This is a genomic window from Sphingorhabdus sp. M41 (genome assembly GCF_001586275.1).
GTDB lineage: Bacteria > Pseudomonadota > Alphaproteobacteria > Sphingomonadales > Sphingomonadaceae > Parasphingorhabdus.
The window spans coordinates 773,662-797,439 of the sequence record NZ_CP014545.1; the positions used below are offsets into that span (position 1 = coordinate 773,662).

Sequence of the window (23,778 nt, forward strand, 5' to 3'; positions counted from 1 at the left end):
TGAATATGCGGGCCGGGGGGAATAGGATGCAATGGATTGCAGGACACTGGCTCGCCCGGCTGGAATATTCAGCCGCTCGATTGCAATCCGGATTGGACCATTTTCAGTCGGACATAATTGCGCCGTGCCGCGATTGTCATGACATGACCAACATCGAAAAATCCGGTTACGGATGATGGGCGCCATTCGCTGGCAGCCAGTTGCGCGAAAGCATGCCGAGCGAAACTTTACCCTCTCAGTGCAATCATCTGTTGAAGGATATATTATGCGCGTTCGAAACAATATCACAAATATGAAGCCGCCCCTTTTGGCATTGGCATTGGGAGTCGCGATCATTCCCGGCTTGGCCCATGCGCAGGCGGAAGAGATTGACGCTGGCATCGAAAGCCCTGGAAACCAGGTTTTTCTGGTTCGCAACGACCGCGGTGTCATGCAATATGACACAAGGACAACGAACCCCGGATCCGGCCCCAACGACCTCAGTCGAACAAATCTGGGTCCCTATATGCCGCAACTGACGGCATCATTCAGCTATGGCGGCGTGAAATATCTCTTTTTGCGAACGGGCCAATATGTCGGGCTTGATGCCAATAGCGAGAATGTTGTCCAGCGGCTCAGCTATATTGATAACAATAATTGGCCGGGATTGGCGCCCTATGGCAACAAGATAGAAGCAGCGCTCCGATTCAAGGGAAGTACGATATTATTCTTCCTGAGTGACGGGCAATATATCGAATATGATATGGCACAAAGAAATATCGCATTTGGTCCGATTGCGATGAACGCGATCACCTTGCCGAGCCTGCAAAACGTCGCCGGACAAATCACCGGCGCGGCACGATGGGACAATAATCGTGCGGTCATATTCCTGAGGGGTCAGCGACACATGTGGTTCAATTTCCGCGGCGTGAATGCCAGCGGATTGCCGACCCCAAATTTCGGTAGCCAATTTGCACAGCCGCAGGTCTTTGCCGGCGGATATCAAGGCGGCTACCAAGCGCCACCCGTACCACAATATCAACCACCCGTTCCGCAACCACAATGGCAGCAACCCCAGGTGTGGCAACCGCAAGCACAGCGGCCGCAATGGCAACAACCGCCGGTTCAGCAACCGCAATTCCAACAGCCGGTCGGGTCCCCCGGCACGATCAACAGGCTGACAAATAAACTGAACTACACTGCCGATACCCAGACATTGGCGATGCGACCTGACAGTCACCGGATCGCAACGGGAGGCTGGGACAACACGCTTTCCATATGGGATTCGTCGGGCCAGACTCTGGTGCATGCCGTGGCAATCTCGCTTCAGGGCAGAGGTGACTTGCTGCTCGATACGGCTTTCAGTCCAAACGGACAGCGGATTGTCACCGGCAGCCGCCAGACTGGCAATACGGCAGAGGTAACCGTCAATGTGTGGGACGCATCCACCGGTAGCCAGGCCTTGATCCTGCAAGGGGCACCTACCGGCTTTTGCCAGTCTGTCGCCTATGACCCGCAGGGATTGCGGATCGCCGCTGGCTGCTTTAGCCAGACGACCGGCAACGCGATGGTGCGCGTATGGGACGCCAATAATGGCGCGCAACTGTTCCAGATCAATGGCGTCGATGGCCCCGTGACATTCAGTCCGGACGGCAATTTGCTGGCCAGCGCATCCGGCGCCACGCAGGAGATCAACATATATAACTCCCGCACCAGCCAATTGCTCCAGACCCTCCAGGGCAATGCGGTTAGCGGAATCAAAAAGGCCGTGTTCACCCCCGACGGTACCCATCTGGTTACCGGCAATTTTAACGGGACTGTCACTGTGTGGTCCATCCCCACAGGTCAGATCGTTTCGAGTTTTTCCGGCCATGCGGGGCCGGTCAATGATATCGCGATCAACCGGAATGTCACCCGCATCGCCAGCGCAGGCGAGGATGGCAGGCTAATCTTGTGGGACAGTTCTACCGGCCGGCAGCTCTCGTCCTACAACGGACCGAAACCGCTCCGTAATGTCCTGTTCAATCCGGATGGCGACGTTGTGCTGACCGGCGGGGATGAAAATATAATCAGAATTTTCGCCGATTGAGGTCTGGGGTAAAGCCCGCATCGTCCACCCAAAAAGCCAAGCAACCTGCCGACCAGGGCTTCGACCATGGGAGATCGCAGCCAGGCAGAATTTTCTCCGGAAAGCTTTGAAAAGGCCCTCTGCTCTATTGCTCTACGCGCTTGTCAAACAACAACCGGGCTTCTTCTATCTCGTCGAGATTGCGTTCCGCCCAGATCCAAACCCCGCAAAAGGCCTCGCCGAGGCTTAGGCCGAGATGGGTTAGTCGATATTCGACCTTGGGCGGAATGACTGGGTGGATCGTCCGGATCACCAATCCGTCCCGTTCCATCTGCCGCAAGGTTTGCGTCAGCATTTTCTGGCTTATGCCGCTGACTCGCCGTCCGAGTTCGGTGAAACGCAATTCTTCGCCATGGGCCAGTTCCTCGACGACCAGCATCGTCCATTTGTCCGCCACACGCCCGATCAGTTGATTGACGAGCGCCTCGACACGCGGGTCGGTGGTCTCGGAAGATGGTGCCGATTCCTGTTCTCGCCCGCTATCCATGTTGCTGTTGCCCGGCGACCGCTTGCTCATGTCACACTCTCTTTTGGGTAAGTATAAATCTTCTCGGTGCCTTCTATCAAATAGTCGGTGAAACGCTAATCGGGATTTATCAGGGACAGCAACAGGAACAAAATTGTGAAGATATCCGGCAATACCATCCTCATCACCGGCGGCGGCAGCGGCATCGGGCGGGCTCTGGCCCATCGTTTCAACGATCTCGGCAACATAGTGATCGTGACCGGCCGGCGCATGGGTCCGTTGACCGAAACGATCGGCAAGCGAAAGCATATGACGGCTTGCCTGCTCGATGTCGCAGATCCTGCCGCGATCAAATCTTTTGCGGATTCAATACTCGCCAACCATCCGGAGCTGAATATCCTCATCAACAATGCCGGGGTGATGCGCTATGAGGACATGACGTCGGCCCGCGACCTGGGCGATGCCGAAGCCATGGTCACGACCAACCTGCTCGGCCCGATCAGGATGATCGATGCATTTGTCGCTCATCTTGCCGCACAGCCTGATTCGGCCATTGTCACCATATCGTCAGGACTGGCCTTTGTTCCCATGGTCGCTGCACCCACTTATAGTGCAACCAAGGCAGCGATCCATTCCTACTCCCTTTCTCTGCGAGAACAACTCAGGGGCAAGACTGAGGTCATCGAAATCATCCCGCCCGCCGTCCAGACCGATCTCACGCCAGGACAGGCGACCCGCGACGGCTATCTCCCGCTCGAGACATTTGTCGATCAGGTGATGACCGAATTTCGGCAACGGCCAACCCCGGAGGAAATCGTCGTCGAGCGTGCCAGGATATTGCGCAATGCGGAGCAGGACCAGCGCTTCCCGGCAATGATGAGAGCGCTCAACCCGCGATGAAACAGCGCCTTGCCTGCCATCCATCAAACCCAAAAAAGCCCGGAGCAAGTGTTTGTCCCGGGCTTTTTGTTTCTGATCCGATCGGAAAGATCTCGTCTTAGAGAAGTATCACGGGATCTGTTTTACCCGCTTGCAATGGAAGAGGCCCGGCGATAAGAGCTAATGATAATCGATTGCAATAAGGATTTTCAATTTGACGCGACGGGCGATTCGGCTGTGGTTTCTGGTGCACAAGTGGAGCAGCCTGGTCTGCACCGCTTTCCTGCTGATGCTCTGTGCCACCGGTCTGCCGCTGATATTTCATGATGAAATCGACCTGCTGACAGAAGATCAGCCGGAATTTGGCATGGTCGGCGTCGGTTCGTCCAGCAATGCGCAGGGCCTTCTTCCGCTGGACGAGATGATGCGCCGCGCGCTGGCCAACCGTCCGGGCGAGGTGCCGGTATTCATGGCCTTTGATAACGACCAGCCTTCAATGACCATCACCACGGCTCCGCGACCGGATTCGCCCGGCGCCGAAATGACAATCCAGTCCTTGGACCGCTCGACCGGCAAGCAGATCGGCATGGAAGCGGAGAGCGACGGCGGTGTGATGCACTTTCTGCTGCAATTGCACACCGATATGTTCCTCGGCTTGCCCGGAATGCTGTTCCTTGCGGTGATCGGGATATTGTTCACCGCTGCCCTGATATCCGGAGTGGTCCTTTACGCTCCGTTTATGCGCAAGCTCGATTTCGGGACATTGCGGGTGTCGCGCAGTCCACGCCTGAAATGGCTCGATTATCACAATCTGCTGGGTATTGTCGCGATGGCCTGGATGCTGGTGGTCGGGCTGACCGGTGTCATCAATGCGCTGTCCACGCCGATCGAGGATATCTGGCAGGCCAACGAACTGGCCGACATGACCAGCGAATATGCCGGGCGCGAGCCGCTGCCGCCCGCCCGCTACGGATCGCTCGATCTCGCCATGGCGCAGGCACGGGCAGTCCTCCCGGGCAACAATCCGCAATTCATCGCCTTCCCCGGCGGAACGTTCAGTTCGCAGCACCATTATGCGGTGTTTTTCCAGGGCGACACGCCGCTTACCGAGAGATTGCTGACTCCTGCCTTGATCGATGCCGAGACCGGCGACTTTACCGACGCCCGGCCGATGCCCTGGTATTATCAGGCGCTGTCGCTCTCGCGTCCCCTGCACTTCGGCGACTATGGCGGACTGCCCCTCAAGCTGCTGTGGGCCGCATTGACACTTTTCACCATCGTGGTGCTGGGCAGCGGGCTCTATCTCTGGCTGGTCAAGGGAGCCGCTTCTTCACGAGCGCATCTGCGCCAGATTGAACAGCTGGCGGTCCCGGCAGAATGAGCGCGCGCAACAAGCACAGCATGCCGCTGCGGACGATCTTCGCCTGGCCGTTGGCAATCTTCCTGCTCGGCATTGTCGGACTGGTGAGTGCCCTTACCGGGGACGGCTGGCGCGACGGCCTGTCCTGGCTGGCGCTCGCCGCTCCGGTGGCCGCGCTGGTCTGGGCGATGCGGGCCCGTCGTCACTAATCATATGAATTCACACTAAAAGGGAAAAATAATGAACCAAAACCATGCGCGCTCCGCGCTCCTGATCACCGCAAGCGCCACAGCGCTTACACTGGCTTGCCCTGCGTTTGCGCAAGAAAGCCCAGCTGACAAGGACCTGATCATCGTCACCGCCCAGCGGGACAATCAGACCGGTGTGCGCCAGGGCGGAAGCGCCGGTGTGCTGGGCAACAAGCCGGCCGAAGATCTGCCGTTCAGCGTCCGCAGCTACAATTCTGCGCTGATCCTCAATCAGCAGCCACAGACGCTTGGTCAGGTGCTCGAGAATGATCCGACGATCCGCACCACAACCGGTTTCGGCATCGCCGGCGAACTGTTCAATATTCGCGGTTTCACGCTTGGCGGCGACGATATTGGCTACGACGGCCTCTACGGCATCATGCCCCGCCAGCTTGCTGCTCCCGAACTCTATGAATCGGTGGAAGTTCTGAATGGCTCCAGCGCATTCCTGAACGGTGCTGCACCGGGCGGGTCGGGGATAGGCGGCAGCGTCAATCTCATCCCCAAACGTGCCACCGACCGGGAAACAACCCGTGCGACGCTGGGCTATACCGCACCGGAGCATGTCGGCGGCAGCTTCGACATTGGCCGCCGCCTGGGTGCGGATGGTGAATGGGGCATTCGCATCAACGGCGCCGCGCGGGCCGGCGATGTCTCGGTCGATGACGAATTCCGCAGCACCTATGTGCTCGGCGCCGGGTTCGACTATGTTTCCGGGCCGCTGCGGCTGTCGCTCGACCTCGCCTATCAGCGGATCAAGGTGGCGCATTTCCGGCCGAAACTGCGCGTTGCCGGTCTTGGCGTTATCCCCGAGGAACCCGATGCCAGCACCAATTTCGGTCAGCCCTGGCAATATACCACCTTGCGCGATGTCTTCGGCCAGTTCCGCGCCGAATATGATATTGCCGAAAACGTGATGATCTATGCCGCCTTCGGCGCGCGCGACGGGTCGGAACAGGGTGTCTACAGCACGCCGACATTGCTCGATGCAACCACCGGCGATATCTCGGTCAGCAGTTCCTATATTCCGCGCACCGACAATAATGAGGCGGCGACGGCGGGATTGCGCGCCCGGTTTGAAACCGGCGGGGTTTCGAACGAGATCAATTTCGGCGGTTCGATAAACTGGCTGGTCAACCGCAATGCCTATGAGTTCTACACCGCCTCGCCCGAACTCAATAATCTCTACGATCCGATCGAGGTGACGCGGTCTTCCACCGTCTCCTTTACCGGTGGCAATCTGGACGATCCGTTCCCGGTCTCGCGCACTCGGCTCAAAAGCGCGTTCATCTCGGACACGATCGGTTTCTGGGACGACCGGGTGATGTTCACCGCTGGTGTGCGTCTGCAGGAGATTGGTTCGAAATCCTATTCTGCCTTCACCGAAGCGCTGACCGGCGAATATAAGGAACACGCCTGGACGCCGGTCTTCGGTCTGGTCGTCAAACCGGTCGAGGGGCTTTCCCTCTACGCCAACCGCGTCGAAGCGCTGGTGCAGGGCGCGAGCGCGCCCACCAGCGGTGCCAATCCTGCAGGCGGGAATCCGCTGCCGGTGAGCAATGCCGGAGAAATTCTCTCTCCCTATGTGTCCGAGCAATATGAGGTTGGCGGCAAGCTTTCGCTTGGTCCGGTAGACATGGCGCTGGCGCTGTTCCAGATCGACCGCGAGACGGCCATTCTCCGTATCGATCCGACGGATGCAACAATGCTCGAATTCGGTCCCTACGGGATCCAGCGCAATCGCGGTATCGAGTTCACCCTTTCCGGTGAAATCAGTGACGGACTGCGCCTGATCGCGGGCGGCTCGGTGATCGATGCCAAGTTGCGCCAGACACAAAACGGCGTCAACGAAGGCAATGATGCGGTAGGCGTCCCCGAATATCTGCTCAACGCCAATGTCGAATGGGATGTGCCGTTCGTACCGGCGCTGACGCTGACGGGCCGTGTTGTGCATACCGGCGAACAGCCTGCCGATATCGCCAATACGCTGGTTCTGGATGCCTGGACCCGGTTCGATATCGGAGCGCGCTATGTTGCGCTGCTTGGCGACAATCCGCTGACCTTGCGACTGAGCATCGATAATGTGGCCAACGAAGCCTATTGGGCATCGGCCTTCGATACGTTCCGTCCGGATCTGGCACTGGGCTCACCGCGCACGTTCAAGGCATCGGCAACAATCGAATTCTAAGAAATGGCCGACTCCCGCAGGGCAACCTGCGGGAGTCGGCAAGCCACTTTCCTGTTCCCCGAACATGAAAAAGCCCGGAGCAATCGCTTGCCCCGGGCTTTTTCCCATTCACCTGATCGGAAAGATCAGCTCGAATAATACATGTCATATTCAACCGGGCTCGGCGTGGTTTCCCAGCGGCTGACTTCTTCCCATTTCAGTTCGGCATAGGCTTCGATCTGGTCCTTGGTGAACACGTCGCCCTTGAGCAGGAACTCGTGATCGGCTTCCAATGCTTCCAGCGCTTCACGGAGCGAACCGCAAACCGTCGGCACTTCGGCCAGCTCTGCTGGTGGCAGATCATAGAGATTCTTGTCCATGGCTTCGCCCGGGTGGATCTTGTTCTCGATGCCGTCGAGACCCGCCATCAGCAATGCTGCCGACGAGAGATACGGGTTGGCGAGCGGATCGGGGAAGCGGAACTCTACGCGCTTCGCCTTGTCGCCTGCACCATATGGAATCCGGCAGGATGCGGAACGGTTGCGGCTCGAATAGGCGAGCAGCACCGGTGCTTCAAAACCGGGAACCAGACGCTTGTAGCTGTTGGTCGTCGGGTTGGAGAAAGCGTTGATCGCCTTTGCATGTTTGACGACGCCGCCGATATAGTGGAGGCACATTTCCGAGAGCCCCGCATATTCATTGCCGGCGAACAGCGGCTTGCCGTCTTTCCAGATCGACATATGCGTGTGCATGCCGCTGCCGTTATCATCCTTGATCGGCTTCGGCATGAAGGTTGCGGTCTTGCCATAGGCATGGGCAACCTGCTGCACGACATATTTGTAGACTTGCACGCGGTCGGCGGTTTCGGTCAGCGTACCGAAGGTGATGCCGAGTTCATGCTGGGCGGAGGCAACCTCGTGATGGTGCTTGTCCATCGGCAGGCCCATTTCCAGCATGGTCGCAACCATCTCGCCGCGAATATCCACGCAGCTGTCGACCGGAGCAACCGGGAAATAGCCGCCCTTGGCGCGGGGACGATGGCCCATGTTGCCGACATCATAATCGCGGCCGGTGTTGGTCGGCAGCTCGATATCGTCGATCTTGAAGCCGGAACGGTCATAGCCGGTTTCGAACTTCACATCGTCGAACATGAAAAATTCAGGTTCCGGTCCGACATAGATGGTGTCGCCGATACCGGTCGATTTCAGATAGGCTTCGGCGCGGACAGCGGTCGACCGCGGATCGCGATTGTACAGCGATCCGTCACCCGGTTCGACGATATTGCAGACCAGGATCATCATCGGCGTGGCGGAGAATGGGTCCATATAGACCGCATCGAGGTCGGGACGGAGGATCATGTCGGATTCATTGATCGCTTTCCAGCCCTCGATCGAGCTGCCGTCAAACATGAAGCCTTCTTCCAGCACATCTTCATCGATGACGCCTGCGCACATCGACAGATGCTGCCATTTGCCGCGTGGATCGGTGAAGCGAACATCGACCCATTCGACTTCCTCGTCCTTGATCATTTTGATAATATCAGATGCTGTATTGCCCATTTGTTAGTCCCTTGGTTTTGGTTTATTTGGGTGGTTGCGAAAAAAAAGATCAGATGGCGTCGTTGTCGCGCTCTCCGGTACGGATACGCAGCGCCGATTCGACCGGAATGACAAAAATCTTGCCGTCGCCGATGCGGCCGGTCTGGGCGGCTGCGGCAATTGCCTCGACCGTACGGTCGGCAAGACTGTCCTCGACGACGACTTCAAGCTTCACCTTGGGAAGGAAATCCACGACATATTCCGCGCCGCGATACAGCTCGGTATGGCCTTTCTGCCGGCCAAAACCTTTGGCTTCGGTCACGGTGATTCCGGAAACGCCGACTTCATGCAGCGCTTCTTTGACTTCATCCAGTTTGAATGGCTTGATTATCGCTTCAATCTTTTTCATTTTTTACGTCCCTGTGTACCTCTTCCTCGGCCAATCCTCATGCGCAGAGGAAAGGTGCCTGAGTCGGGCACAATTGCCCGATGCTATTCAATTACCATGCCAGAATCGATTCGCGAACAGAATCACCGGAATGCTTGAGTGTATTGCTAATAGCTAATCGACCCGCTGACAATGCCGCCCAAAAAACAGGCATTTACAACGGCAAATGACCATAATTTGGGCAGATTTTTTAGCAGCGGGATTGACTGAGACTCGTGGCACTCCTTTTTGCTAAACGTGTGGGACTTGGGCGGAGTTGAATACGGTTGATTTAACGTAGTTTCGCGTCATGCTTTGTCTTCGTTTTGGAGTAAGTATCGGATTTTGAGCTAGTCATGCACCTCACCTCAATCGAGAAAGCTAAAAGCCGCCTGCGTTCAGCAAAACGTGCTGTCAGCGCTATGGGTGCAACTGAAGATCCAAACACAATTGCTGACAATTGGGTCGACTTTCTGACAGCATGGAAGGGTGTCTACGAACAAGTCAAAAAAGCTTCAAAAACAACGCCGCAAGAAATGCAATGGTTTGGTGGAGTGTCTCGAGAGAAGAAAACCGATCCGCTGTTAAAGTATGTGTTTGAGGCGCGAAACGATGAAGAGCACGGCGTTGGCCGGTCAGCCCTTCCTCATGATGGTTTAGTCAAATTTCCAGCTAAGAGTTACGAAGTTTCCATCGCAAGTATGAGATTCGATCCGGAAACTCGCGAAATCACGCTTTACGGTCCGGACGGGAAACCAGTCTATGATCCAGTAAAACTATCAGGCCCTGGCGTTACTCTTGATCCGATAACAGCACGAGATGGTAGAGTTATTGACCCGCCTGAGTCTCACTTAGGGGAATCCATCAATCCGGACGTTTTGTCAGTTGCAACTGCTGCGCTTCACTATGCGGATAAACTAGTGATGGTAGCTGAGGCGATGCACACACCATAGCGACAAACACGCTCTGCACAGAACCTCGATGGCTGCTCTCAAGCCGAGAGCTATTTATGTAGTTCCGCTAGTTCTCGGCCTGATCATTTTTATCATCATACTGGTTCTGCAGTTACCTAGCGCCGGTCTAAAATCAAAGATTGCTTACTAACCTATGCATTTAGTTGTCCTAGTTTTGGCTAATAATTTCCTTGCGATCAGCGCGCCGTTGGAGCGGTCATCTCGGGCAGGTTTTCCTTCGTCCAGATCGACCGGTTGACGACATAGTGGCGGATATTTTCCACCTGCTCGTCTTTCAGCTGTGATCCGAAACCGACCATGCCATGCTGTTTCAGCGCTCCGCCGGTAACGACCGACGCCCAGGCTTCGGTGTCAGGCAGCACGCCGCTAACCCTAAGGTCAGGCGTGAAGCCATTGCCGATAGCGCTGTCGCCATGACAGACCAGGCAATTGCGCCCGTAAAGTCCCTTGCCGGCAGCAATCTGTTCCGGGGTTCCGGTTTGTACCGGCGGGTCCCAGATCACTTCGCCTTTTTCGGGCAGAGCAGGCAATTTGGCTTTGCCGCCCAGTTTCAGCACCACCAGCCGCGGAATATTGGGCAGCTGGCGAGTCACGCCACCGGCGACACCGGCGACCAGCGGAAAGGCACCACCCTTGCTGGTCAGGAATGCGACATATTGCTCGCCGTCGATCATATAGGTGGATGGCGCGCTGACGATGCCGGACTGCATCGGCAGGCTGAGCAATTCCGTACCCTTGTCCGCCGAATAAGCCTTGAAAAAGCCGGTGCTGGTGCCTTGGAACACCAGATTGCCGGCCGTCGTCATCGTGCCGCCATTCCAGGCTGCCGGATAGTCGACGCTCCATTCGACCTTGCCGGTTTTCGGGTTGAACGCGACCAGCTTGCCGGTGGTGGCGGCAACTGCCGCCTTGTAGACATCCTTGTCGTCCGGCAACTGGCCGATCGCCCAGCCGATCCCGACATTGAATCCCAGCCGTTCGCGTTTCTTGTCGATTTCCGAAACCGGCACTTCATAGCCCTGTGGGATTTGCTGGGCCGGGATATAGACGAGGCCGGTCTTCGGATTATAGCTCATCGGATGCCAGTTATGCGCACCCAGCGCGCCGGGGATGGCGACAAACGGCTCCTTGGTCTTGTAGAATCGGGCCGCCGGATTTTCGATCGGGCGACCAGTGGTCAGATCATAGCCGGTGGCCCAGTTGATTCCGTCGACAAAAGGCTCGGCGCTGATCAGCGTGCCATCGAGCCGGTCGATGACGAAGAAAAAGCCGTTTTTCGGTGCATGGTAAAGCACCTTCCGCATCTTGCCGTCGATCGGCATCTCGGCCTGGATGATATGCTGGGTCGCCGTATAGTCCCAGGTTTCCGCTGGTGTTTCCTGATAATGCCAGAGATATTTCCCGGTATCGGGATTGACCGCGACGATCGAGGAGAGGAACAGATTGTCGCCTTCGCCGCCCGAACGCAGGCCGTGATTCCAGGGGTTGCCGTTGCCGACGCCAAAATAGAGCTGGTCGAGATCCTCGTCATAGACGATGCTGTCCCAGACCGTGCCGCCGCCACCGGAAACTTTCCATTCGCCGTCGCCCCAGGTCTTGTTGGCCGCCTTGGCAAAAATTTCGTCGCTGGCTGCACCGTCCGCTTCGCCTTTCGGATTGGGCACGGTGTAAAAGCGCCATTTCAGATTGCCGTCGCGAATGTCATAGGCGGAGACATAACCGCGCACGCCGAATTCGGCGCCGCCATTGCCGATAATCACCATATTCTTGACGACCCGGGGTGCGCCGGTGATTGTGTAAGGCTTGCTGTTGTCAGTGGTCTGGGTTTCCCACAATCGCGCGCCGGTATTCCGGTCCAGCGCGATCAGGCGCCCGTCAATGGTGCCGAAAAACAGCTTGCCGCGGTTGATCGCTACCCCGCGATTGACCACGTCGCAACAGGCATCGACCGCTTTCTCGCCAGCCACGCCGGGATCATAGGACCAGAGTTCCTCGCCGGTCTTGGCATCATAGGCAAAAACCTTTGACCAGGCGGTCGAGATATAGAGCTTGCCGTCCACTTCAACCGGGGTCGCTTCCTGACCACGGGCATCGGGCAGGTCCTGGAACCAGGCGACACCAAGTTCGCCGACATTGCTTTCGTTGATCTGGTCGAGCGGGCTGTGGCGCTGTTCCTTGGCGTCAAAGCCGATATTGCTCCAGTCCGCGTTCATGACCGCATCGGTCGTACCCGGTTCGCTGGTCTGGCTTTGGCAAGCCGCCAGCATCAATGGCATCAACAATATCCCCAGCCTGCGCATTACCCGTCTCCTAAAAAACCGCCGGACGGTCTGCCGCCCGTGCAATTTAACTGACTAGCTAAACTCTGGGCGGATGGTCAAGGATTATAGGTCTGGGATCGGCTATTCGTGCATATCCTGAAGCGGCGCCCGGTTCTGCGATCTGCCGCTCCGGCTAGTCGTGGCTGCTTTGCAACCGCAGTTCCATGCCCGTTCCTTCGGCGTGCCAATGGATCGATGCACCGAGCGACGTGGCCAGCGAACTGATGACGCGGGTTCCCAGCCCGGACGCGGACGCCGCACGCTCCGCATCCTGCCGGCTTGCCGAACCATTGTCCTTGCAGACAATCGACCATCGATCACCCTCTGTCGAAATCACGAATTCGATCTTGCCACCATCAGAGGTAAGACCGTGCTTGACGCTGTTCGACACGAATTCATTGACGATCAGCAGCAGGCCGTTGGCGAGATGCGGGGTTGCATGATCGCCGCTCACCGAGGCCGTAAGCGCAATGCCGTCGGGCAACAATTGTTCGAGGTCAAGGCACACGCGTCGGAACAGCGAGGCGAGGTCGACCAATTGTCCCTGTTCCAGATCGTGCAGCTCGGCGTGCAGCGAGGAGAGCGACCGGATTCTCAGGCTTGCATCTTCAAGCGCCAGCCGCACTTTCTCGTCCGGCGCGGCCCGCGCCTTCATCGCGAACAGCGAGCCGATCGAGGCCAGCGAATTTTTCACCCGATGGTCGATTTCGCGGCGCAGCACCTGTTCTCTTTCGAGCGCCTGACGCAGGTCCAGTTCCCGCATCACCTGCTGCGAAAGTATCCTGATCACCTTGCGTTGCTGGTCGCTCAGCATGCGCGGCTTGGTGTCGAGTACGCACAGCGTGCCCAGCGGCAGGCCGTTGGCGGCTTTCAGGACCGCTCCGGCGTAGAAGCGAAAGCCGTCTTCGCTGGTGCACAGCGGGTTGTCGGCCATCCGCTCGTCGGCCAGCGTATCGGGTATCTCGACGAAATCGCCCTGCAGGATGACATGGCCGCACAGGCTGGTTTCGATCGGCGTCGATCGCACGCCCAGCCCGACCTCGGCCTTGAACCACTGCCGACCTTCGTCGATGAAATTGACCACCGAAACCGGCGCATCGCACAATTGCGCGGTCAGTTCGACGATCTCGTCAAACGCCCGTTCGCGGTCGGTGTCCAATATGCCATAGCGGCGCAGTTCGCGGAGGCGCTCGGCCTCTTGGGGGTGGAGTTGGGGCTTCATTTCATGCTGATAGCACAAGAAATAGAAGAAGGAAGAGGCTCCGGCACCGCTTTTCATCAAGTCGGCGTTTCGGCTGGATGGCATCCGGAGCCCCTGGTGATGGCCAGCATAATATCGGCGGTCCGCACGATCCCCTCCGCAACGGCTCGCCGCAGGACCCGCTCGGACTGCCCGCAGAAAGGGCGGATATGGCCGACATGTTCATCCCGGAGTCAGGGTCGGCCGGTCAGTCCGGCGACGACTTGTTCACAGGCGGTGCCAGTGCCGCTCCGATCGTGCCGCAAACCGAAAGGAAGATTGACAGGCGGCATCCCATCATCACAGGTCCGGCCACATGAAGCACGGCAGCGCCGACAGGGCCGACAGGGCCGGAAAATTGACTTAAGGAGACAAATAATGAGCAACATTTTCAACATCAGAAAGGCAGGCCTCCTGCTTGCCACGGCGGCTATATTGACGCCGGTCAGCATATCCGCGCAACAATATGACAAAGAAGATATCATCGTATCGGGACAGCAGGAAGCACAAGCGGCCGATCTCGCCATGGATCTGTCTCAAGCGCCCAAAGGCCCGGAGATCGAAGGCATTATTTCCGCCCGCAGCGCCGACCGTCTGCAGGTTACCGCCGACGATGGCACCAGAACGATCATCGCCTTCACCGACGCTACCGAGATAAAGGCCAGCAAGGGCCTGTTCGGCCTCGCCCGGAAGAGCCTCGCCACGGACGCGCTGCTCAACGGCCTGCCGGTCAGTGTCGACACAGTACAGCTTGGCGACGAGCTGGTGGCAAGCCGGATCAATCTCCGCAGCAGCGATCTCAAGACCGCCAACATGATTCACAATGGCACCGCCCAGGGCTTTGCCGAACAGACGGCCGCGACCGAGGCGCTGCGCAGCCGCGTCAGCGACATCGACCAGTATAATGTCAAGGGCACGACCAATGTCCATTTCGACACCGGCAAGGCGAAACTGTCCGAACGCGGCAAGGCCGATCTGTGCGCCACCGCCGAGGCCGCCGATGAAATGAACAATGCCCTGATCCTGGTCGTCGGCTATACCGATTCAACCGGCGATTATGAATATAATCAGCAGCTCAGCGAAAAGCGCGCCAGCCGCGTGGTCAATTATATCCAGCAGAATTGCGGCTGGAAACCCTATCGCATGCTGACCCCCACCGGCATGTCCGAAGCCGATCCAATGGCGAGCAACGACACCGCCAGCGGCAAGGCCCAGAACCGCCGCGTTGCGGTCAATATCCTGGTCAGCAAGGGCCTCGACGGGCTCTAGGCCACGGAATGAAGCGGGGCGGGTATAGCGCCCGCCCCGCCGTTTTTGCCCACACGAGCGGAGCCACGGCTCCCGCATGAACGTCTTTACAATCTGCCTCTGCACCAATAGTATGACGCTCCGTCTGCAAGGAGCTTGACCATGGCCACCGTCCGCAAAACCATCACCCTGAGCGCAAGTCAGGACGCGTGGATAAAATCGCAGATCGCGCGCGGTGCCTTTAACAATGACAGCGAATATATTCGCGATCTGGTCAAGCGCGACCAGTCGCAGCAGGACCGGCTCACCACGTTGCGCGAAGCGATAGCCGAAGGACTGGACAGCGGCGCCAGCGATCAGTCGCTGGACAATATATGGAACGCAGCCGAACAGCGTCACCGCGCCCGGGATGCCTGAACTGCATCTAAGCAGGCAGGCCGCAAGTGATCTGGCCGAAATAGCCGATTACACCATAAACGAATTCGGCATCGATCAGGCGCGGCTTTATCGGGACCAGCTTCGCGGCTGTTTCCTGTCCCAGCTCGACAATCCGCAGCTTGGCCGCAGCGCGGAAGACGTGTCGCCGGGATTGCGCCGCATCCGCCAGCAAGCGCATGTTGTCTTTTACAAATATGCGCAGAACGAATTGCTTATAGTCCGCGTCCTGCATCAAGGCATGGATTTCGAGCGGCATCTCTGAACAGGACCGCTATTAATCACCCTGCACGAGGAACGTCATTGCGAGGAGCCGAAGGCGACGCGGCAATCCAGAGCGTCTTGCCACCATCGCCGGTGCGTGCCGCTCTGGATTGCGTCGCTGCGCTCGCAACGACGTAAGGGCATCCAGATTTTACCCTGACTGCGTGGGAAGGAAAACAATCTCGCCCATAGCAAATTCGCCACCACACCGAAACCCCGGCCAGCGGATCAGCGCTGTTTTCTGGTCGTCGCCGCGTTGAAGTCGGGGTCCTTTTTCGCCACCCAGTTGACAAATTTGCGCACCACCGGATCGGCGAGCAGCGCGTCGACGTCCATGCCGTGGCGCTGCAATTCGCTATTGGTGAAATGGGTGATGATGGTCTGCTGGCAGATCGGATGCATCGGCACAGTATCGCGCCCGCCCCGGCTTTTCGGCACCGGATGATGCCAGACGATGGTCTTGCCGGTCGGCCGCCCGCAGAGCCAGCAATCCGGCACCTCCGCCGGAAAGTCCTCCTCCTGTGGCAGATCCTGCCAGCCACCATGTTTCGAATGTTTGCGGGCCATATTTTGGGGTCTCGGTTGGTGGAGGGTGAGGGGGGCTGCTTAGGCAGATGTGGAGGGGATTGCCAGATAAAGCTATTTGGCGCGCGGACCGGCGTGATCGATTGGGGTTGTGGAATGCTGTGGTGGATTTGCCGGGCTAGTGCAATGAATTGTCATCGTAAATTGCAGCGTGACGACCATGAGTTGGAAACACCTCTCCGGAGGGGATGCTGTTGTTATGATGTTTCCGTTCCGAAAAGCGGCTGTTCTGTTAACTGTCTCTGGCCAAAACCATCCCGCCCTGTACCAGAATTGCTCCCATCCCGAACATCAGTATCAGCAACCAGATCAATCCGCCGATGAAGGGGATCATGCCCAGCGCCAGGATCAGGAGTATCGCCATCGCTGACCAGAGCAGGCGGGCTCCCGTGGTTGGCAGCGGCGCATCATCTGCCGGCTTCCTGATGATCCGGCGGCCCTGCATGCCGATAAAATAGGCCGATGCAGCAACCCCGACCGGCGTGAAGGCAAACAGCATCGCCGCGATCAGCATCGCCAGTGGTGCGCCGACGATTGTTACAAAAAGCATGAACAGGGTGAACGGTAGGACGAATGTCGCTAGAAACCCTACGCCCAGCGACAACAGGGGCTTCTGCCTGATCAACTGCGCGGACTTGTTCATTAGTCCCGGCAATATCAAGGCAATGACCACCACCAGCAGCATGATACCCAGCACCGCGGCTATCGCAAAGCCGGCAAAAAATGCCGCGCTGCCTTTGCCCCAGCGTTCGAAATCATCATGTTCGTTCGCGGGCAATATGCTGCGAGTTCCGACAATGACAGCGCCGGGGGAAATCTCGATTTCTTCGCCGCGATATTGCAGGTCGCCGCCGAGTCGCGCCTTCGGGCCGAGCTCGATCTTGTCGCCCATTAGCTTGACATTGCCCTCAACGGCCGAATTCAGGATGATCCGGCTGGCCGCGACCCTGAGCTCTTTCTGGATCGGTGCATTGATCGTCACTTCCCCGCCGGAAACAATCGCGGAGCCGGCTACCTGCAATGCGGGATGCAGCGTCACCATCCCGCCCGCTGCGAGCACATCGTCGTTCACCGAACCGCTGCGCAGGTCCAGATCCCCGCCTGCCGCGATGATATCGTCCACCTTGATGTCCCTGATATCAACTTCGCCGCCGGCCAGGATCAGATGATCGGCGGTCGTCGCATCGACCCGGATAGTGTCGCCCGCTGCAAATATGTCATCGTCCGAACTGGCCTTGATCCTGATCTCGTTGCCGGCAAAGAAGGCCATGTCGAGAAGGCTGGCTTCGGCTCTTACCATTTCTCCGGTCTCGGATGTAATCTGGGACACGGCACGCGTCGTCAAAAACATGGCCAACAGAACAAGGGCGATCGCCAATATGGTCTTGAACAGCAATCCATATCTGATGGTCATGACGGCTTCCTTCCGATTTCCCATCAGGGCGTTCGTGCAATATCAGCCCCGACGGACACTATTGTGGAACGACAGGCCGAAGCCCGTCGCCGTTTCGCAATTCCGGAAGCTATGAAAGGGACCGCAGGTTGACCAGTCCGGTAATCTACCTAGCGGAAGGGATCTTCGATTCTGGATGCCGCTCTGTCACGAATTATTGTGGCAGCTGGAGAATTCATAGCGTGGCCCCGCCGAATTTTCAGTTGCATTTAGGACGGCATTGCCGTACAAATCCTGCATGGATAAAGCGCCGGTCCATACCGTCGTCGCAACGCTCGCTTTTCAGAAGAGGGCCAAGGCCCTCGGGGTTAGTGAGGCTGAACTTAATGCGATCTACGATTTGTATCAGTCCAATCCCGGCTTCGGCAAGGTCGAGCCCCGCACCGGCGGTTTGCGCAAGGGGCGCGTCGCGAAGGCGGCGACGGGAAAGAGTGGCGGCTATCGGGTGTTCAGTTTTTTCGCTGACGCTGCCAATCCGGTGTTCCTGCTCTGGATGATCGACAAGACCGACGATGACAGTCTGACCGGCGAACAGAAAAATGCTTTCAAGGCAGCCCTTGCAAAGCTCAAGAAGGAATTGAGAAAATGAAGGACGAAGATTTCATCGGCATCATGAACGGTATCGAAGATGCGACGGCCTTTGTGCAGGGCAAGCATTCTCGCGCACAAGTGGTGGCTGGGCCGGATATCAAGGCGCTGAGAAAGCGTATCAAGATGACCCAGGCGGTGTTTGCAAAAACCTATCGCCTGCCACTCGGAACGGTCAAGGACTGGGAGCAGGGAAGGCGTCAGCCCGATGCTCCGGCGCGCGCCTTGCTCGCCGTGATCGAAGATGATCCCGAGGCGGTGCAAAAGGCGCTGGCAGCAAGCTGATTACCCCCACTCAATAAGGCGGGCAATCCAGCCCAGCCGCACTCTTCGTAAATATCTCGTTCCCGTCCTCGGTAATCCCGATACTATGCTCGAACTGCGCGGTCAGTGACCGGTCGCGGGTGACGGCTGTCCAGCCGTCATCCAGCATCTTGCAGGCATATTTGCCGATATTGATCATCGGCTCGATGGTGAAGAACATGCCGGGGCGCAGTTCCGGGCCGGTGCCGGGGCGGCCGGCGTGGACGACTTCGGGGGCGTCGTGGAACATCTGGCCCAGACCATGGCCGCAGAAATCGCGGACCACCGAATAGCGATTGGCTTCGGCGTGGCTCTGGATCGCGTGGGCGACATCGCCCATCCGGTTGCCCGGTTTCGCCTGCTCGATGCCCAGCATCAGACATTCATAGGTGACCTGGACCAGCTTGCTCGCCTTGATCGGGGTCTTGCCGACCAGATACATGCGACTGGTATCGCCGTGCCAGCCATCGACGATCACGGTGACGTCGATATTGACGATATCGCCCTCGGCGAGCTTCTTGTCGCCGGGGATGCCGTGGCAGACGACATGGTTGATCGAGGTGCAGCAGCTGTGGGTGAAACCGCGATAGCCAAGCGTTGCCGGGACCGCGCCAGCGGCAAAAGCCTGCTGCCGGACCATATCGTCGAGCGCGCCGGTGGTCACGCCGGGGACGACATGCGGCACCAGCGAGTCAAGTATCTCGGCGGCCAGCCGGCCGGCCTTGCGCATGCCTGCAAAGCCTTCCGGCCCGTGCAATTTGATCGCGCCGGTGCGGGAGGATGGAGTGGTGTCTTCTACGGTCATATAGTCTGTCATGCCGCCTATATAACGATGGAATCGTCAATATGCGAGACCTGCCGCGCATATGTTTGCGGTTATTTAATATAAATTTGCTAAGTGGCAGTCTTTGAAGGGCCCGTCGAAGCCATGCTGACGAAGTTGAAGATAATCCTGATACTGGCTGCCTTGCTGCTCGGCTCGGCGCAGACGGTCGTGCGGTTTGAATCGCTGATCACGCCGGAACTGCAGCCGCTCAGCCTGATCGCTTACACGGTGCTGCTCGGCCTCTGTCTGGTCGGCATTTTCAGCGCCGCCTTCATTCCGGTCGCGGCCATCCGCTGGAGCTTCGCGCTGCTCATATCGCTGGCCGGGATCATGGTCGAAACCTACCAGAGCTCGGTCGCGGACGATATGCCCTATGACGCCTTCATCAGCATGATCAATGCATCCGGGTCGCTGCACGAGGCCTGGGGCCAATATGCCGGCGCGATCATGATTGGCGGGGTGCAGGCGCTGTTGCTGTTTTTCGGCATCGGACTGAGCATCCACCATGTCACCAAAAAACACAGCAAGAAGCTGATCGCCGCGCCGCTGCTGATCCTGTTCGTGCTGGCCGGGGTCCTGTTCATCCGGGGCGGCGATGGCGCGCGCGGCCTGCCGGCGAGCTATACCGGCGCCGCCTATGCGATGCTCTACGGCTATGAGCGCTCCACCGAAGTCATCGCGCCGCGCGAACCGGTGAGGCTGCCGGTGGTCACGCCGCGGAACGGCGATGGCGATATCGTGATGCTGGTCGATGAAAGCATCTCCGGCCAATATCTCGATATCAACAGCGACCGGGGCGTTTACAGCGGCCTGATGGCACCGAAAAACGGCGTCACCGCGCATAATTTCGGGCTGGCGTCGTCGATCGCCCATTGCAGCGCAGCGGTCAACATGACCTTGCGCCACGGCGGCACGCGGGACGATTATGTCCGGATCAACGGCAGCATGCCGTCGATCTGGGCCTATGCCAAAAGGGCAGGGATGGAGACCGTCTATATCGACGTGCCCCGGACCAACCGGATATTCAACAATCTGATGAACGAGTCCGAAATGAAGGACGTCGACCAGTGGATCGAGTTTGACGATGTCCCGATCCAGCGCCGCGACCATGCCGCCGCCGATACGCTGGCCGGATTCCTGAATGACGGCAAAAGACAGTTCATCTATCTGCAGAAGATCGGCGCGCATTTTCCGATCCACGACAAATATCCGGATGAATATATGCGCTACAGGCCGGCGCTGCCGCGCGGCCGGTTTCTCAACATTTCCGATACCGGCGACCGCGCTGGTTTTTCCGGTTCCCGGATGAGCTGGGTCACCTATCGCAACGCCTATCGCAACACCTTGATATGGAATGTCGGTGCTTTCTTCGACCGGCTGCTGGGCCAGGCCGATCTGGCGGGCTCGACGATCATCTACACCTCCGACCACGGCCAGAATCTGCACGAGCGCGGCGGCACCGGTGTCGTCACCCATTGCTCGCCCGATCCCAAGCCGGAAGAGGGGCTGGTGCCGCTGGTCGTGCTCGATAGGCCGCAAGCCGCCGGCCAGCCCGGCGCGATCGACTGGGACGCGGCCATCGCCAAGGGCAGAAACCGGTCCAGCCATTTCCAGATATTCCCGACCGTGCTGGAGATGATGGGCTATGAACCGAAAGCGGTGCAGGCCATTTACGGCGCTGATCTGCTGACCGCCAACACCGCGCCATTCGGCTTCAATTACCAGTTCAACGCCCGCCTCGGCCGCGCGCCCAGCTGGAAAGAGATCAGGCTCGACGAAATCGCCTGGCCCCCGGCCAGCGATTTCCAGCCTCCGGCCAAGCCGGGGCCGAAGCAAAAGATCGCGGTGCGATAAGCTTCTCTCCCCATTGCAGAAATATGTTTTATCGCTGTATAGGCATGGCATGAGCAAAGAAAAAATCTGGACCGCCGCGCTGATCGTGATCGGCGACGAAATCCTCTCCGGCCGCACCCAGGACAAGAATATCGCGCAGGTCGCCAGCTGGCTCAACGTCCAGGGCATTCGCCTCGCCGAGGTCCGCGTGGTCGCCGACGACATGGACCATATTGCCGAAGCGGTGAACATATTGCGCGCCCGCAACGACTATCTGTTCACCACCGGCGGCATCGGCCCGACCCATGACGATATTACCGTCGACGCGATATCCAGGGCGCTCGGCGTCGATGTCGTGATCCACCCCGCGGCCCGCGCCATCCTCGAGAAATATTACGCCACCCGCGGCGGCCTCAACGAGGGCCGGCTGCGCATGGCCCGCGTGCCCGAAGGCGCCGAGCTGATCGAGAACCGCATGTCCGGCGCGCCCGGCATCCGCATCGCCAATCTGTTCCTGATGGCCGGCGTCCCCCATATCACCGCCGGCATGCTCGACGCGCTCACCGGCACGCTCGAGGGCGGTGCGCCACTGCTCAGCGTCACGCTCGGCGCCTGGGCCCCGGAAAGCGAGATTGCCGAAGTGCTGCGCGCGGCGGAAAAGGCCCACGACAGCTGCGTCATCGGCAGCTACCCCTTCTTCCGCGACGGCACCGTCGGCGCCAATTTCGTCGTCCGCTCGACCGAGCCGCACGAACTGGAGACGTGCCGCGCCGCGCTGAAGGCCGGGCTCGAGGAAGCCGGCTACGAGGTTACGGATGGCGGGATTTAGCGCGGGCTTTGCGCGGACTGACCGAGCTGCCGTTCGCACTGAGCCTGTCGAAGTGCACCTATCGGGGTGAGTTGTCCTTCGACAGGCTCAGGACGAACGGTGTGGCCACCCCAACCTCGTCATCCTGAACTCGGCTACCTTGCGGTGGCCTTCGGCTCAGGACCCCTTGAGATTGCGCGCTGCCGATGGAGGTCCTGAAACAAGTTCAGGATGACGAGTGCGCCCTAATCCGTTCGTGTCGAGCGAAGTCGAGACACCCTAGCGCGCCCAGCCGCCTCTCGACTTCGCTCGAGACGAACGGCATCCCCCCTATGTAACATCCCGGATAGCCCGCCCCGCCCATTTCCCCGAAACAGCGGCGAAACCGCAAGGAGATGATCATGCCCAGCCTTCCCTTTGACGATGCCGAGATCGAGCAGATGATCCTGCGGCTCAACGCGGTCATGGCCAAGGAAGAGACCGATATCCCCAATCCCGGCGGCAACGCCCCCGACGACGAGGTCGCCGCGATGCTGCAGGAGACCCGCGGCGATCTCAGCCGCGACGAGCTCAGCCAGGAAATCGAGAGCATGAACGACGAGCAGCAGGATGCGCTGGTCGCCCTGTTCTGGATCGGCCGCGGCGATTCAGAGCCGGAAGAATGGGAAGCCACCAAGATACTCGCCCGCGAGCAGCATGTCGGCCCGGTCAGCAATTATCTGCTCGGCCAGCCGGAAGTCGGCGAATTTCTCGCCGAGGGTCTGGACAAGATGCTGCAATTTGGCGTGGATTGACGGGGCGGCGGGACACGCTGTGCTCCGCACTTGATGCGGAGCCCCGCGCGTTCAGGAACCACCGGTGCCCGCGGCCAGAGTTCCGCGTCAAGCGCGGAGCACATGGAGTTAAACACAACTTCGTCATCCTCAGCCACCACAACTCGTCATCCTGAACTAGTTTCAGGACCCCTTGAGATTGCGCTCTGCCGCCCGAGGTCCTGTGCCGAAGGCCACCGCAAGGTAAACGAGTTCAGGATGACGAGGGAACGCACCCCACACCCCGTTCGTCCTGAGCTTGTCGAAGGACACTTCTCGTCAACAGACGCACTTCGACAAGCTCAGTGCGAACGGTTTACGGCAGTCGGAGTCTTTTTGACGCTGGTCCAGGAGGCAATCAAGGCCGTGCCGGGCATATTCCGCCATCAGGACCGGGAGATTTGACCAATGACCGCAAGAATATTCCTCGCCGCCTATCTGCTGTCGGTCTTCCTTGCCGATATCACGCTCCAGTGGATCGGCAGGATGCACTACCCCAAATCCTGGGATCTGCTTTTGGCCTTCTACGGATTTCCGCAGATGGTGGTGGCTGGCCTGCTGCAGCGATATTTGGAAAGCCCGCTGCTAAGCAGCTTCGTGGCGCTGATAGCGATAGCGGCGCTGGTTGTGCTTCTGTCTTATGCTTATCGGAAATTTGGTCGGGGATTGTTGCAGCGGTCACCGTAATTGTAAGCGAGTCATGAAGGTAGTTCACCGGCGAAGGCCGGTGCCCAGAACAGTCCTGTCCGATCGGCAATTAGTGCATTTAGTAAACTGTCACCGTAATCCCAGTCCGGTTTGTTTTAGCTGTGTAGAACGGTGTATCAGAGGGGGGAGTTTGTAGAAACTGGGATAATTCTGTTGTGGCTGTCTAAAACATGTACAAAAAGAGCAAT

Annotated in this window: 24 protein-coding genes; 16 read left to right on the forward strand and 8 right to left on the reverse strand. The window is 58.5% G+C overall.

The genetic code is table 11. The features are described 5' to 3' along the window. Window positions 1-292 precede the first annotated feature (292 nt). Entirely contained in the window at window positions 293-2,068 is a 1,776-nt protein-coding gene (locus tag AZE99_RS03735; protein ID WP_156472091.1) for a hypothetical protein, read from the forward strand. A 124-nt stretch (window positions 2,069-2,192) separates the two neighbouring features. On the opposite strand, the gene AZE99_RS03740 is transcribed toward AZE99_RS03735, so the two are convergent. After that, the gene (locus AZE99_RS03740; RefSeq protein WP_156472323.1) at window positions 2,193-2,594 is read right to left on the reverse strand and encodes a winged helix-turn-helix transcriptional regulator; all 402 of its coding nucleotides are present in this window, start codon (window positions 2,592-2,594) and stop codon (window positions 2,193-2,195) included. A gap of 135 nt (window positions 2,595-2,729) precedes the next feature. Between AZE99_RS03740 and AZE99_RS03745 the strand changes: the two genes are divergently transcribed. The 4 genes from AZE99_RS03745 to AZE99_RS03760 all read left to right on the forward strand — a co-directional run bounded on the left by AZE99_RS03745 (window position 2,730) and on the right by AZE99_RS03760 (window position 7,248). Next, on the forward strand, window positions 2,730-3,473 hold the full coding sequence (locus tag AZE99_RS03745; protein ID WP_067198207.1) for an SDR family oxidoreductase: 744 nt from the start codon (window positions 2,730-2,732) through the stop codon (window positions 3,471-3,473). Between the two features lie 193 nt (window positions 3,474-3,666). Beyond that, the gene (locus tag AZE99_RS03750) at window positions 3,667-4,833 is read left to right on the forward strand and encodes a PepSY-associated TM helix domain-containing protein (protein WP_067198208.1); all 1,167 of its coding nucleotides are present in this window, start codon (window positions 3,667-3,669) and stop codon (window positions 4,831-4,833) included. After that, complete coding sequence (locus tag AZE99_RS03755) at window positions 4,830-5,021, forward strand: hypothetical protein (RefSeq protein WP_067198210.1); 192 nt, start codon at window positions 4,830-4,832, stop codon at window positions 5,019-5,021. The genes AZE99_RS03750 and AZE99_RS03755 overlap by 4 nt, the downstream gene beginning before the upstream one ends. A 31-nt stretch (window positions 5,022-5,052) precedes the next feature. Continuing rightward, window positions 5,053-7,248 carry a TonB-dependent receptor gene (locus AZE99_RS03760; protein WP_067198211.1) on the forward strand — a complete coding sequence of 732 codons (2,196 nt, stop codon included), beginning with the start codon at window positions 5,053-5,055 and terminating at the stop codon, window positions 7,246-7,248. A gap of 125 nt (window positions 7,249-7,373) precedes the next feature. Here the strand turns inward: AZE99_RS03760 and glnA are convergent, their stop codons facing one another. Together glnA and AZE99_RS03770 are read right to left on the reverse strand one after the other, a co-directional pair. After that, window positions 7,374-8,786, reverse strand: coding sequence for a type I glutamate--ammonia ligase (gene glnA / locus AZE99_RS03765; protein ID WP_067198213.1), 1,413 nt, complete (start codon window positions 8,784-8,786; stop codon window positions 7,374-7,376). A gap of 49 nt (window positions 8,787-8,835) precedes the next feature. Continuing rightward, a complete protein-coding gene (locus AZE99_RS03770; protein WP_067198215.1) occupies window positions 8,836-9,174 on the reverse strand; it encodes a P-II family nitrogen regulator in 339 nt (112 codons plus the stop codon). A gap of 374 nt (window positions 9,175-9,548) precedes the next feature. Here AZE99_RS03770 and AZE99_RS03775 point away from each other — a divergent pair, with 374 nt between their 5' ends. After that, the gene (locus AZE99_RS03775; RefSeq protein WP_067198216.1) at window positions 9,549-10,145 is read left to right on the forward strand and encodes a hypothetical protein; all 597 of its coding nucleotides are present in this window, start codon (window positions 9,549-9,551) and stop codon (window positions 10,143-10,145) included. Window positions 10,146-10,342: 197 nt separating this feature from the next. On the opposite strand, the gene AZE99_RS03780 is transcribed toward AZE99_RS03775, so the two are convergent. Next, window positions 10,343-12,466 (reverse strand): PQQ-dependent dehydrogenase, methanol/ethanol family, encoded by a 2,124-nt coding sequence (locus tag AZE99_RS03780; RefSeq protein WP_067198218.1) that lies wholly within the window; start codon window positions 12,464-12,466, stop codon window positions 10,343-10,345. Between the two features lie 154 nt (window positions 12,467-12,620). Beyond that, window positions 12,621-13,793, reverse strand: coding sequence for a sensor histidine kinase (locus tag AZE99_RS03785; protein ID WP_231862685.1), 1,173 nt, complete (start codon window positions 13,791-13,793; stop codon window positions 12,621-12,623). Here AZE99_RS03785 and AZE99_RS03790 point away from each other — a divergent pair. The 4 genes from AZE99_RS03790 to AZE99_RS16535 all read left to right on the forward strand — a co-directional run bounded on the left by AZE99_RS03790 (window position 13,787) and on the right by AZE99_RS16535 (window position 15,675). Beyond that, window positions 13,787-14,047 carry a hypothetical protein gene (locus AZE99_RS03790; RefSeq protein WP_067198220.1) on the forward strand — a complete coding sequence of 87 codons (261 nt, stop codon included), beginning with the start codon at window positions 13,787-13,789 and terminating at the stop codon, window positions 14,045-14,047. The two genes, AZE99_RS03785 and AZE99_RS03790, sit on opposite strands and share 7 nt — an antisense overlap. A gap of 58 nt (window positions 14,048-14,105) precedes the next feature. Continuing rightward, window positions 14,106-14,996: an OmpA family protein gene (locus AZE99_RS03795; protein ID WP_067198222.1), complete on the forward strand. Its 891-nt coding sequence runs from the start codon at window positions 14,106-14,108 to the stop codon at window positions 14,994-14,996. 141 nt (window positions 14,997-15,137) lie between these two features. After that, window positions 15,138-15,392 carry a type II toxin-antitoxin system ParD family antitoxin gene (locus AZE99_RS03800; RefSeq protein WP_067198224.1) on the forward strand — a complete coding sequence of 85 codons (255 nt, stop codon included), beginning with the start codon at window positions 15,138-15,140 and terminating at the stop codon, window positions 15,390-15,392. Continuing rightward, window positions 15,385-15,675 (forward strand): type II toxin-antitoxin system RelE/ParE family toxin, encoded by a 291-nt coding sequence (locus tag AZE99_RS16535; protein ID WP_082788227.1) that lies wholly within the window; start codon window positions 15,385-15,387, stop codon window positions 15,673-15,675. The genes AZE99_RS03800 and AZE99_RS16535 overlap by 8 nt, the downstream gene beginning before the upstream one ends. A 227-nt stretch (window positions 15,676-15,902) precedes the next feature. On the opposite strand, the gene AZE99_RS03810 is transcribed toward AZE99_RS16535, so the two are convergent. Both AZE99_RS03810 and AZE99_RS03815 read right to left on the reverse strand, forming a co-directional pair. Then, window positions 15,903-16,241, reverse strand: a complete 339-nt coding sequence (locus tag AZE99_RS03810; RefSeq protein ID WP_067198227.1) for a hypothetical protein — start codon at window positions 16,239-16,241, stop codon at window positions 15,903-15,905. Window positions 16,242-16,491: 250 nt separating this feature from the next. After that, window positions 16,492-17,673: a hypothetical protein gene (locus AZE99_RS03815; RefSeq protein WP_067198229.1), complete on the reverse strand. Its 1,182-nt coding sequence runs from the start codon at window positions 17,671-17,673 to the stop codon at window positions 16,492-16,494. Between the two features lie 277 nt (window positions 17,674-17,950). On the opposite strand from AZE99_RS03815, the gene AZE99_RS03820 reads away from it, so the two are divergent. Together AZE99_RS03820 and AZE99_RS03825 are read left to right on the forward strand one after the other, a co-directional pair. Continuing rightward, complete coding sequence (locus tag AZE99_RS03820; RefSeq protein ID WP_067198231.1) at window positions 17,951-18,301, forward strand: type II toxin-antitoxin system RelE/ParE family toxin; 351 nt, start codon at window positions 17,951-17,953, stop codon at window positions 18,299-18,301. Beyond that, on the forward strand, window positions 18,298-18,585 hold the full coding sequence (locus tag AZE99_RS03825; RefSeq protein ID WP_067198233.1) for a helix-turn-helix domain-containing protein: 288 nt from the start codon (window positions 18,298-18,300) through the stop codon (window positions 18,583-18,585). The genes AZE99_RS03820 and AZE99_RS03825 overlap by 4 nt, the downstream gene beginning before the upstream one ends. Before the next feature lie 10 nt (window positions 18,586-18,595). Here AZE99_RS03825 and map read toward each other — a convergent pair whose 3' ends face one another. Next, window positions 18,596-19,420, reverse strand: coding sequence for a type I methionyl aminopeptidase (gene map / locus AZE99_RS03830; RefSeq protein ID WP_067198234.1), 825 nt, complete (start codon window positions 19,418-19,420; stop codon window positions 18,596-18,598). Between the two features lie 111 nt (window positions 19,421-19,531). On the opposite strand from map, the gene AZE99_RS03835 reads away from it, so the two are divergent. The 4 genes from AZE99_RS03835 to AZE99_RS03850 all read left to right on the forward strand — a co-directional run bounded on the left by AZE99_RS03835 (window position 19,532) and on the right by AZE99_RS03850 (window position 23,569). Next, complete coding sequence (locus tag AZE99_RS03835; RefSeq protein ID WP_156472093.1) at window positions 19,532-21,283, forward strand: sulfatase-like hydrolase/transferase; 1,752 nt, start codon at window positions 19,532-19,534, stop codon at window positions 21,281-21,283. A gap of 49 nt (window positions 21,284-21,332) precedes the next feature. Next, window positions 21,333-22,091, forward strand: coding sequence for a competence/damage-inducible protein A (locus AZE99_RS03840; protein WP_067198237.1), 759 nt, complete (start codon window positions 21,333-21,335; stop codon window positions 22,089-22,091). A 380-nt stretch (window positions 22,092-22,471) separates the two neighbouring features. Further along, on the forward strand, window positions 22,472-22,864 hold the full coding sequence (locus AZE99_RS03845; protein WP_067203253.1) for a DUF3775 domain-containing protein: 393 nt from the start codon (window positions 22,472-22,474) through the stop codon (window positions 22,862-22,864). Between the two features lie 426 nt (window positions 22,865-23,290). After that, window positions 23,291-23,569: a hypothetical protein gene (locus AZE99_RS03850; protein WP_067198239.1), complete on the forward strand. Its 279-nt coding sequence runs from the start codon at window positions 23,291-23,293 to the stop codon at window positions 23,567-23,569. Window positions 23,570-23,778: the final 209 nt, after the last annotated feature.

Bases quoted from the DNA above. Each gene is read 5' to 3' on its own strand.
- AZE99_RS03735 (WP_156472091.1), top strand. From the start codon at position 293: ATGAAGCCGCCCCTTTTGGCATTGGCATTGGGAGTCGCGATCATTCCC.
- AZE99_RS03740 (WP_156472323.1), bottom strand. From the start codon at position 2,594: ATGGATAGCGGGCGAGAACAGGAATCGGCACCATCTTCCGAGACCACC.
- AZE99_RS03755 (WP_067198210.1), top strand. From the start codon at position 4,830: ATGAGCGCGCGCAACAAGCACAGCATGCCGCTGCGGACGATCTTCGCC.
- AZE99_RS03760 (WP_067198211.1), top strand. From the start codon at position 5,053: ATGAACCAAAACCATGCGCGCTCCGCGCTCCTGATCACCGCAAGCGCC.
- glnA (WP_067198213.1), bottom strand. From the start codon at position 8,786: ATGGGCAATACAGCATCTGATATTATCAAAATGATCAAGGACGAGGAA.
- AZE99_RS03770 (WP_067198215.1), bottom strand. From the start codon at position 9,174: ATGAAAAAGATTGAAGCGATAATCAAGCCATTCAAACTGGATGAAGTC.
- AZE99_RS03775 (WP_067198216.1), top strand. From the start codon at position 9,549: ATGCACCTCACCTCAATCGAGAAAGCTAAAAGCCGCCTGCGTTCAGCA.
- AZE99_RS03780 (WP_067198218.1), bottom strand. From the start codon at position 12,466: ATGCGCAGGCTGGGGATATTGTTGATGCCATTGATGCTGGCGGCTTGC.
- AZE99_RS03790 (WP_067198220.1), top strand. From the start codon at position 13,787: ATGGCATCCGGAGCCCCTGGTGATGGCCAGCATAATATCGGCGGTCCG.
- AZE99_RS03785 (WP_231862685.1), bottom strand. From the start codon at position 13,793: ATGCCATCCAGCCGAAACGCCGACTTGATGAAAAGCGGTGCCGGAGCC.
- AZE99_RS03795 (WP_067198222.1), top strand. From the start codon at position 14,106: ATGAGCAACATTTTCAACATCAGAAAGGCAGGCCTCCTGCTTGCCACG.
- AZE99_RS03800 (WP_067198224.1), top strand. From the start codon at position 15,138: ATGGCCACCGTCCGCAAAACCATCACCCTGAGCGCAAGTCAGGACGCG.
- AZE99_RS16535 (WP_082788227.1), top strand. From the start codon at position 15,385: ATGCCTGAACTGCATCTAAGCAGGCAGGCCGCAAGTGATCTGGCCGAA.
- AZE99_RS03810 (WP_067198227.1), bottom strand. From the start codon at position 16,241: ATGGCCCGCAAACATTCGAAACATGGTGGCTGGCAGGATCTGCCACAG.
- AZE99_RS03815 (WP_067198229.1), bottom strand. From the start codon at position 17,673: ATGACCATCAGATATGGATTGCTGTTCAAGACCATATTGGCGATCGCC.
- AZE99_RS03820 (WP_067198231.1), top strand. From the start codon at position 17,951: ATGGATAAAGCGCCGGTCCATACCGTCGTCGCAACGCTCGCTTTTCAG.
- AZE99_RS03825 (WP_067198233.1), top strand. From the start codon at position 18,298: ATGAAGGACGAAGATTTCATCGGCATCATGAACGGTATCGAAGATGCG.
- map (WP_067198234.1), bottom strand. From the start codon at position 19,420: ATGACAGACTATATGACCGTAGAAGACACCACTCCATCCTCCCGCACC.
- AZE99_RS03835 (WP_156472093.1), top strand. From the start codon at position 19,532: ATGCTGACGAAGTTGAAGATAATCCTGATACTGGCTGCCTTGCTGCTC.
- AZE99_RS03840 (WP_067198237.1), top strand. From the start codon at position 21,333: ATGAGCAAAGAAAAAATCTGGACCGCCGCGCTGATCGTGATCGGCGAC.
- AZE99_RS03845 (WP_067203253.1), top strand. From the start codon at position 22,472: ATGCCCAGCCTTCCCTTTGACGATGCCGAGATCGAGCAGATGATCCTG.
- AZE99_RS03850 (WP_067198239.1), top strand. From the start codon at position 23,291: ATGACCGCAAGAATATTCCTCGCCGCCTATCTGCTGTCGGTCTTCCTT.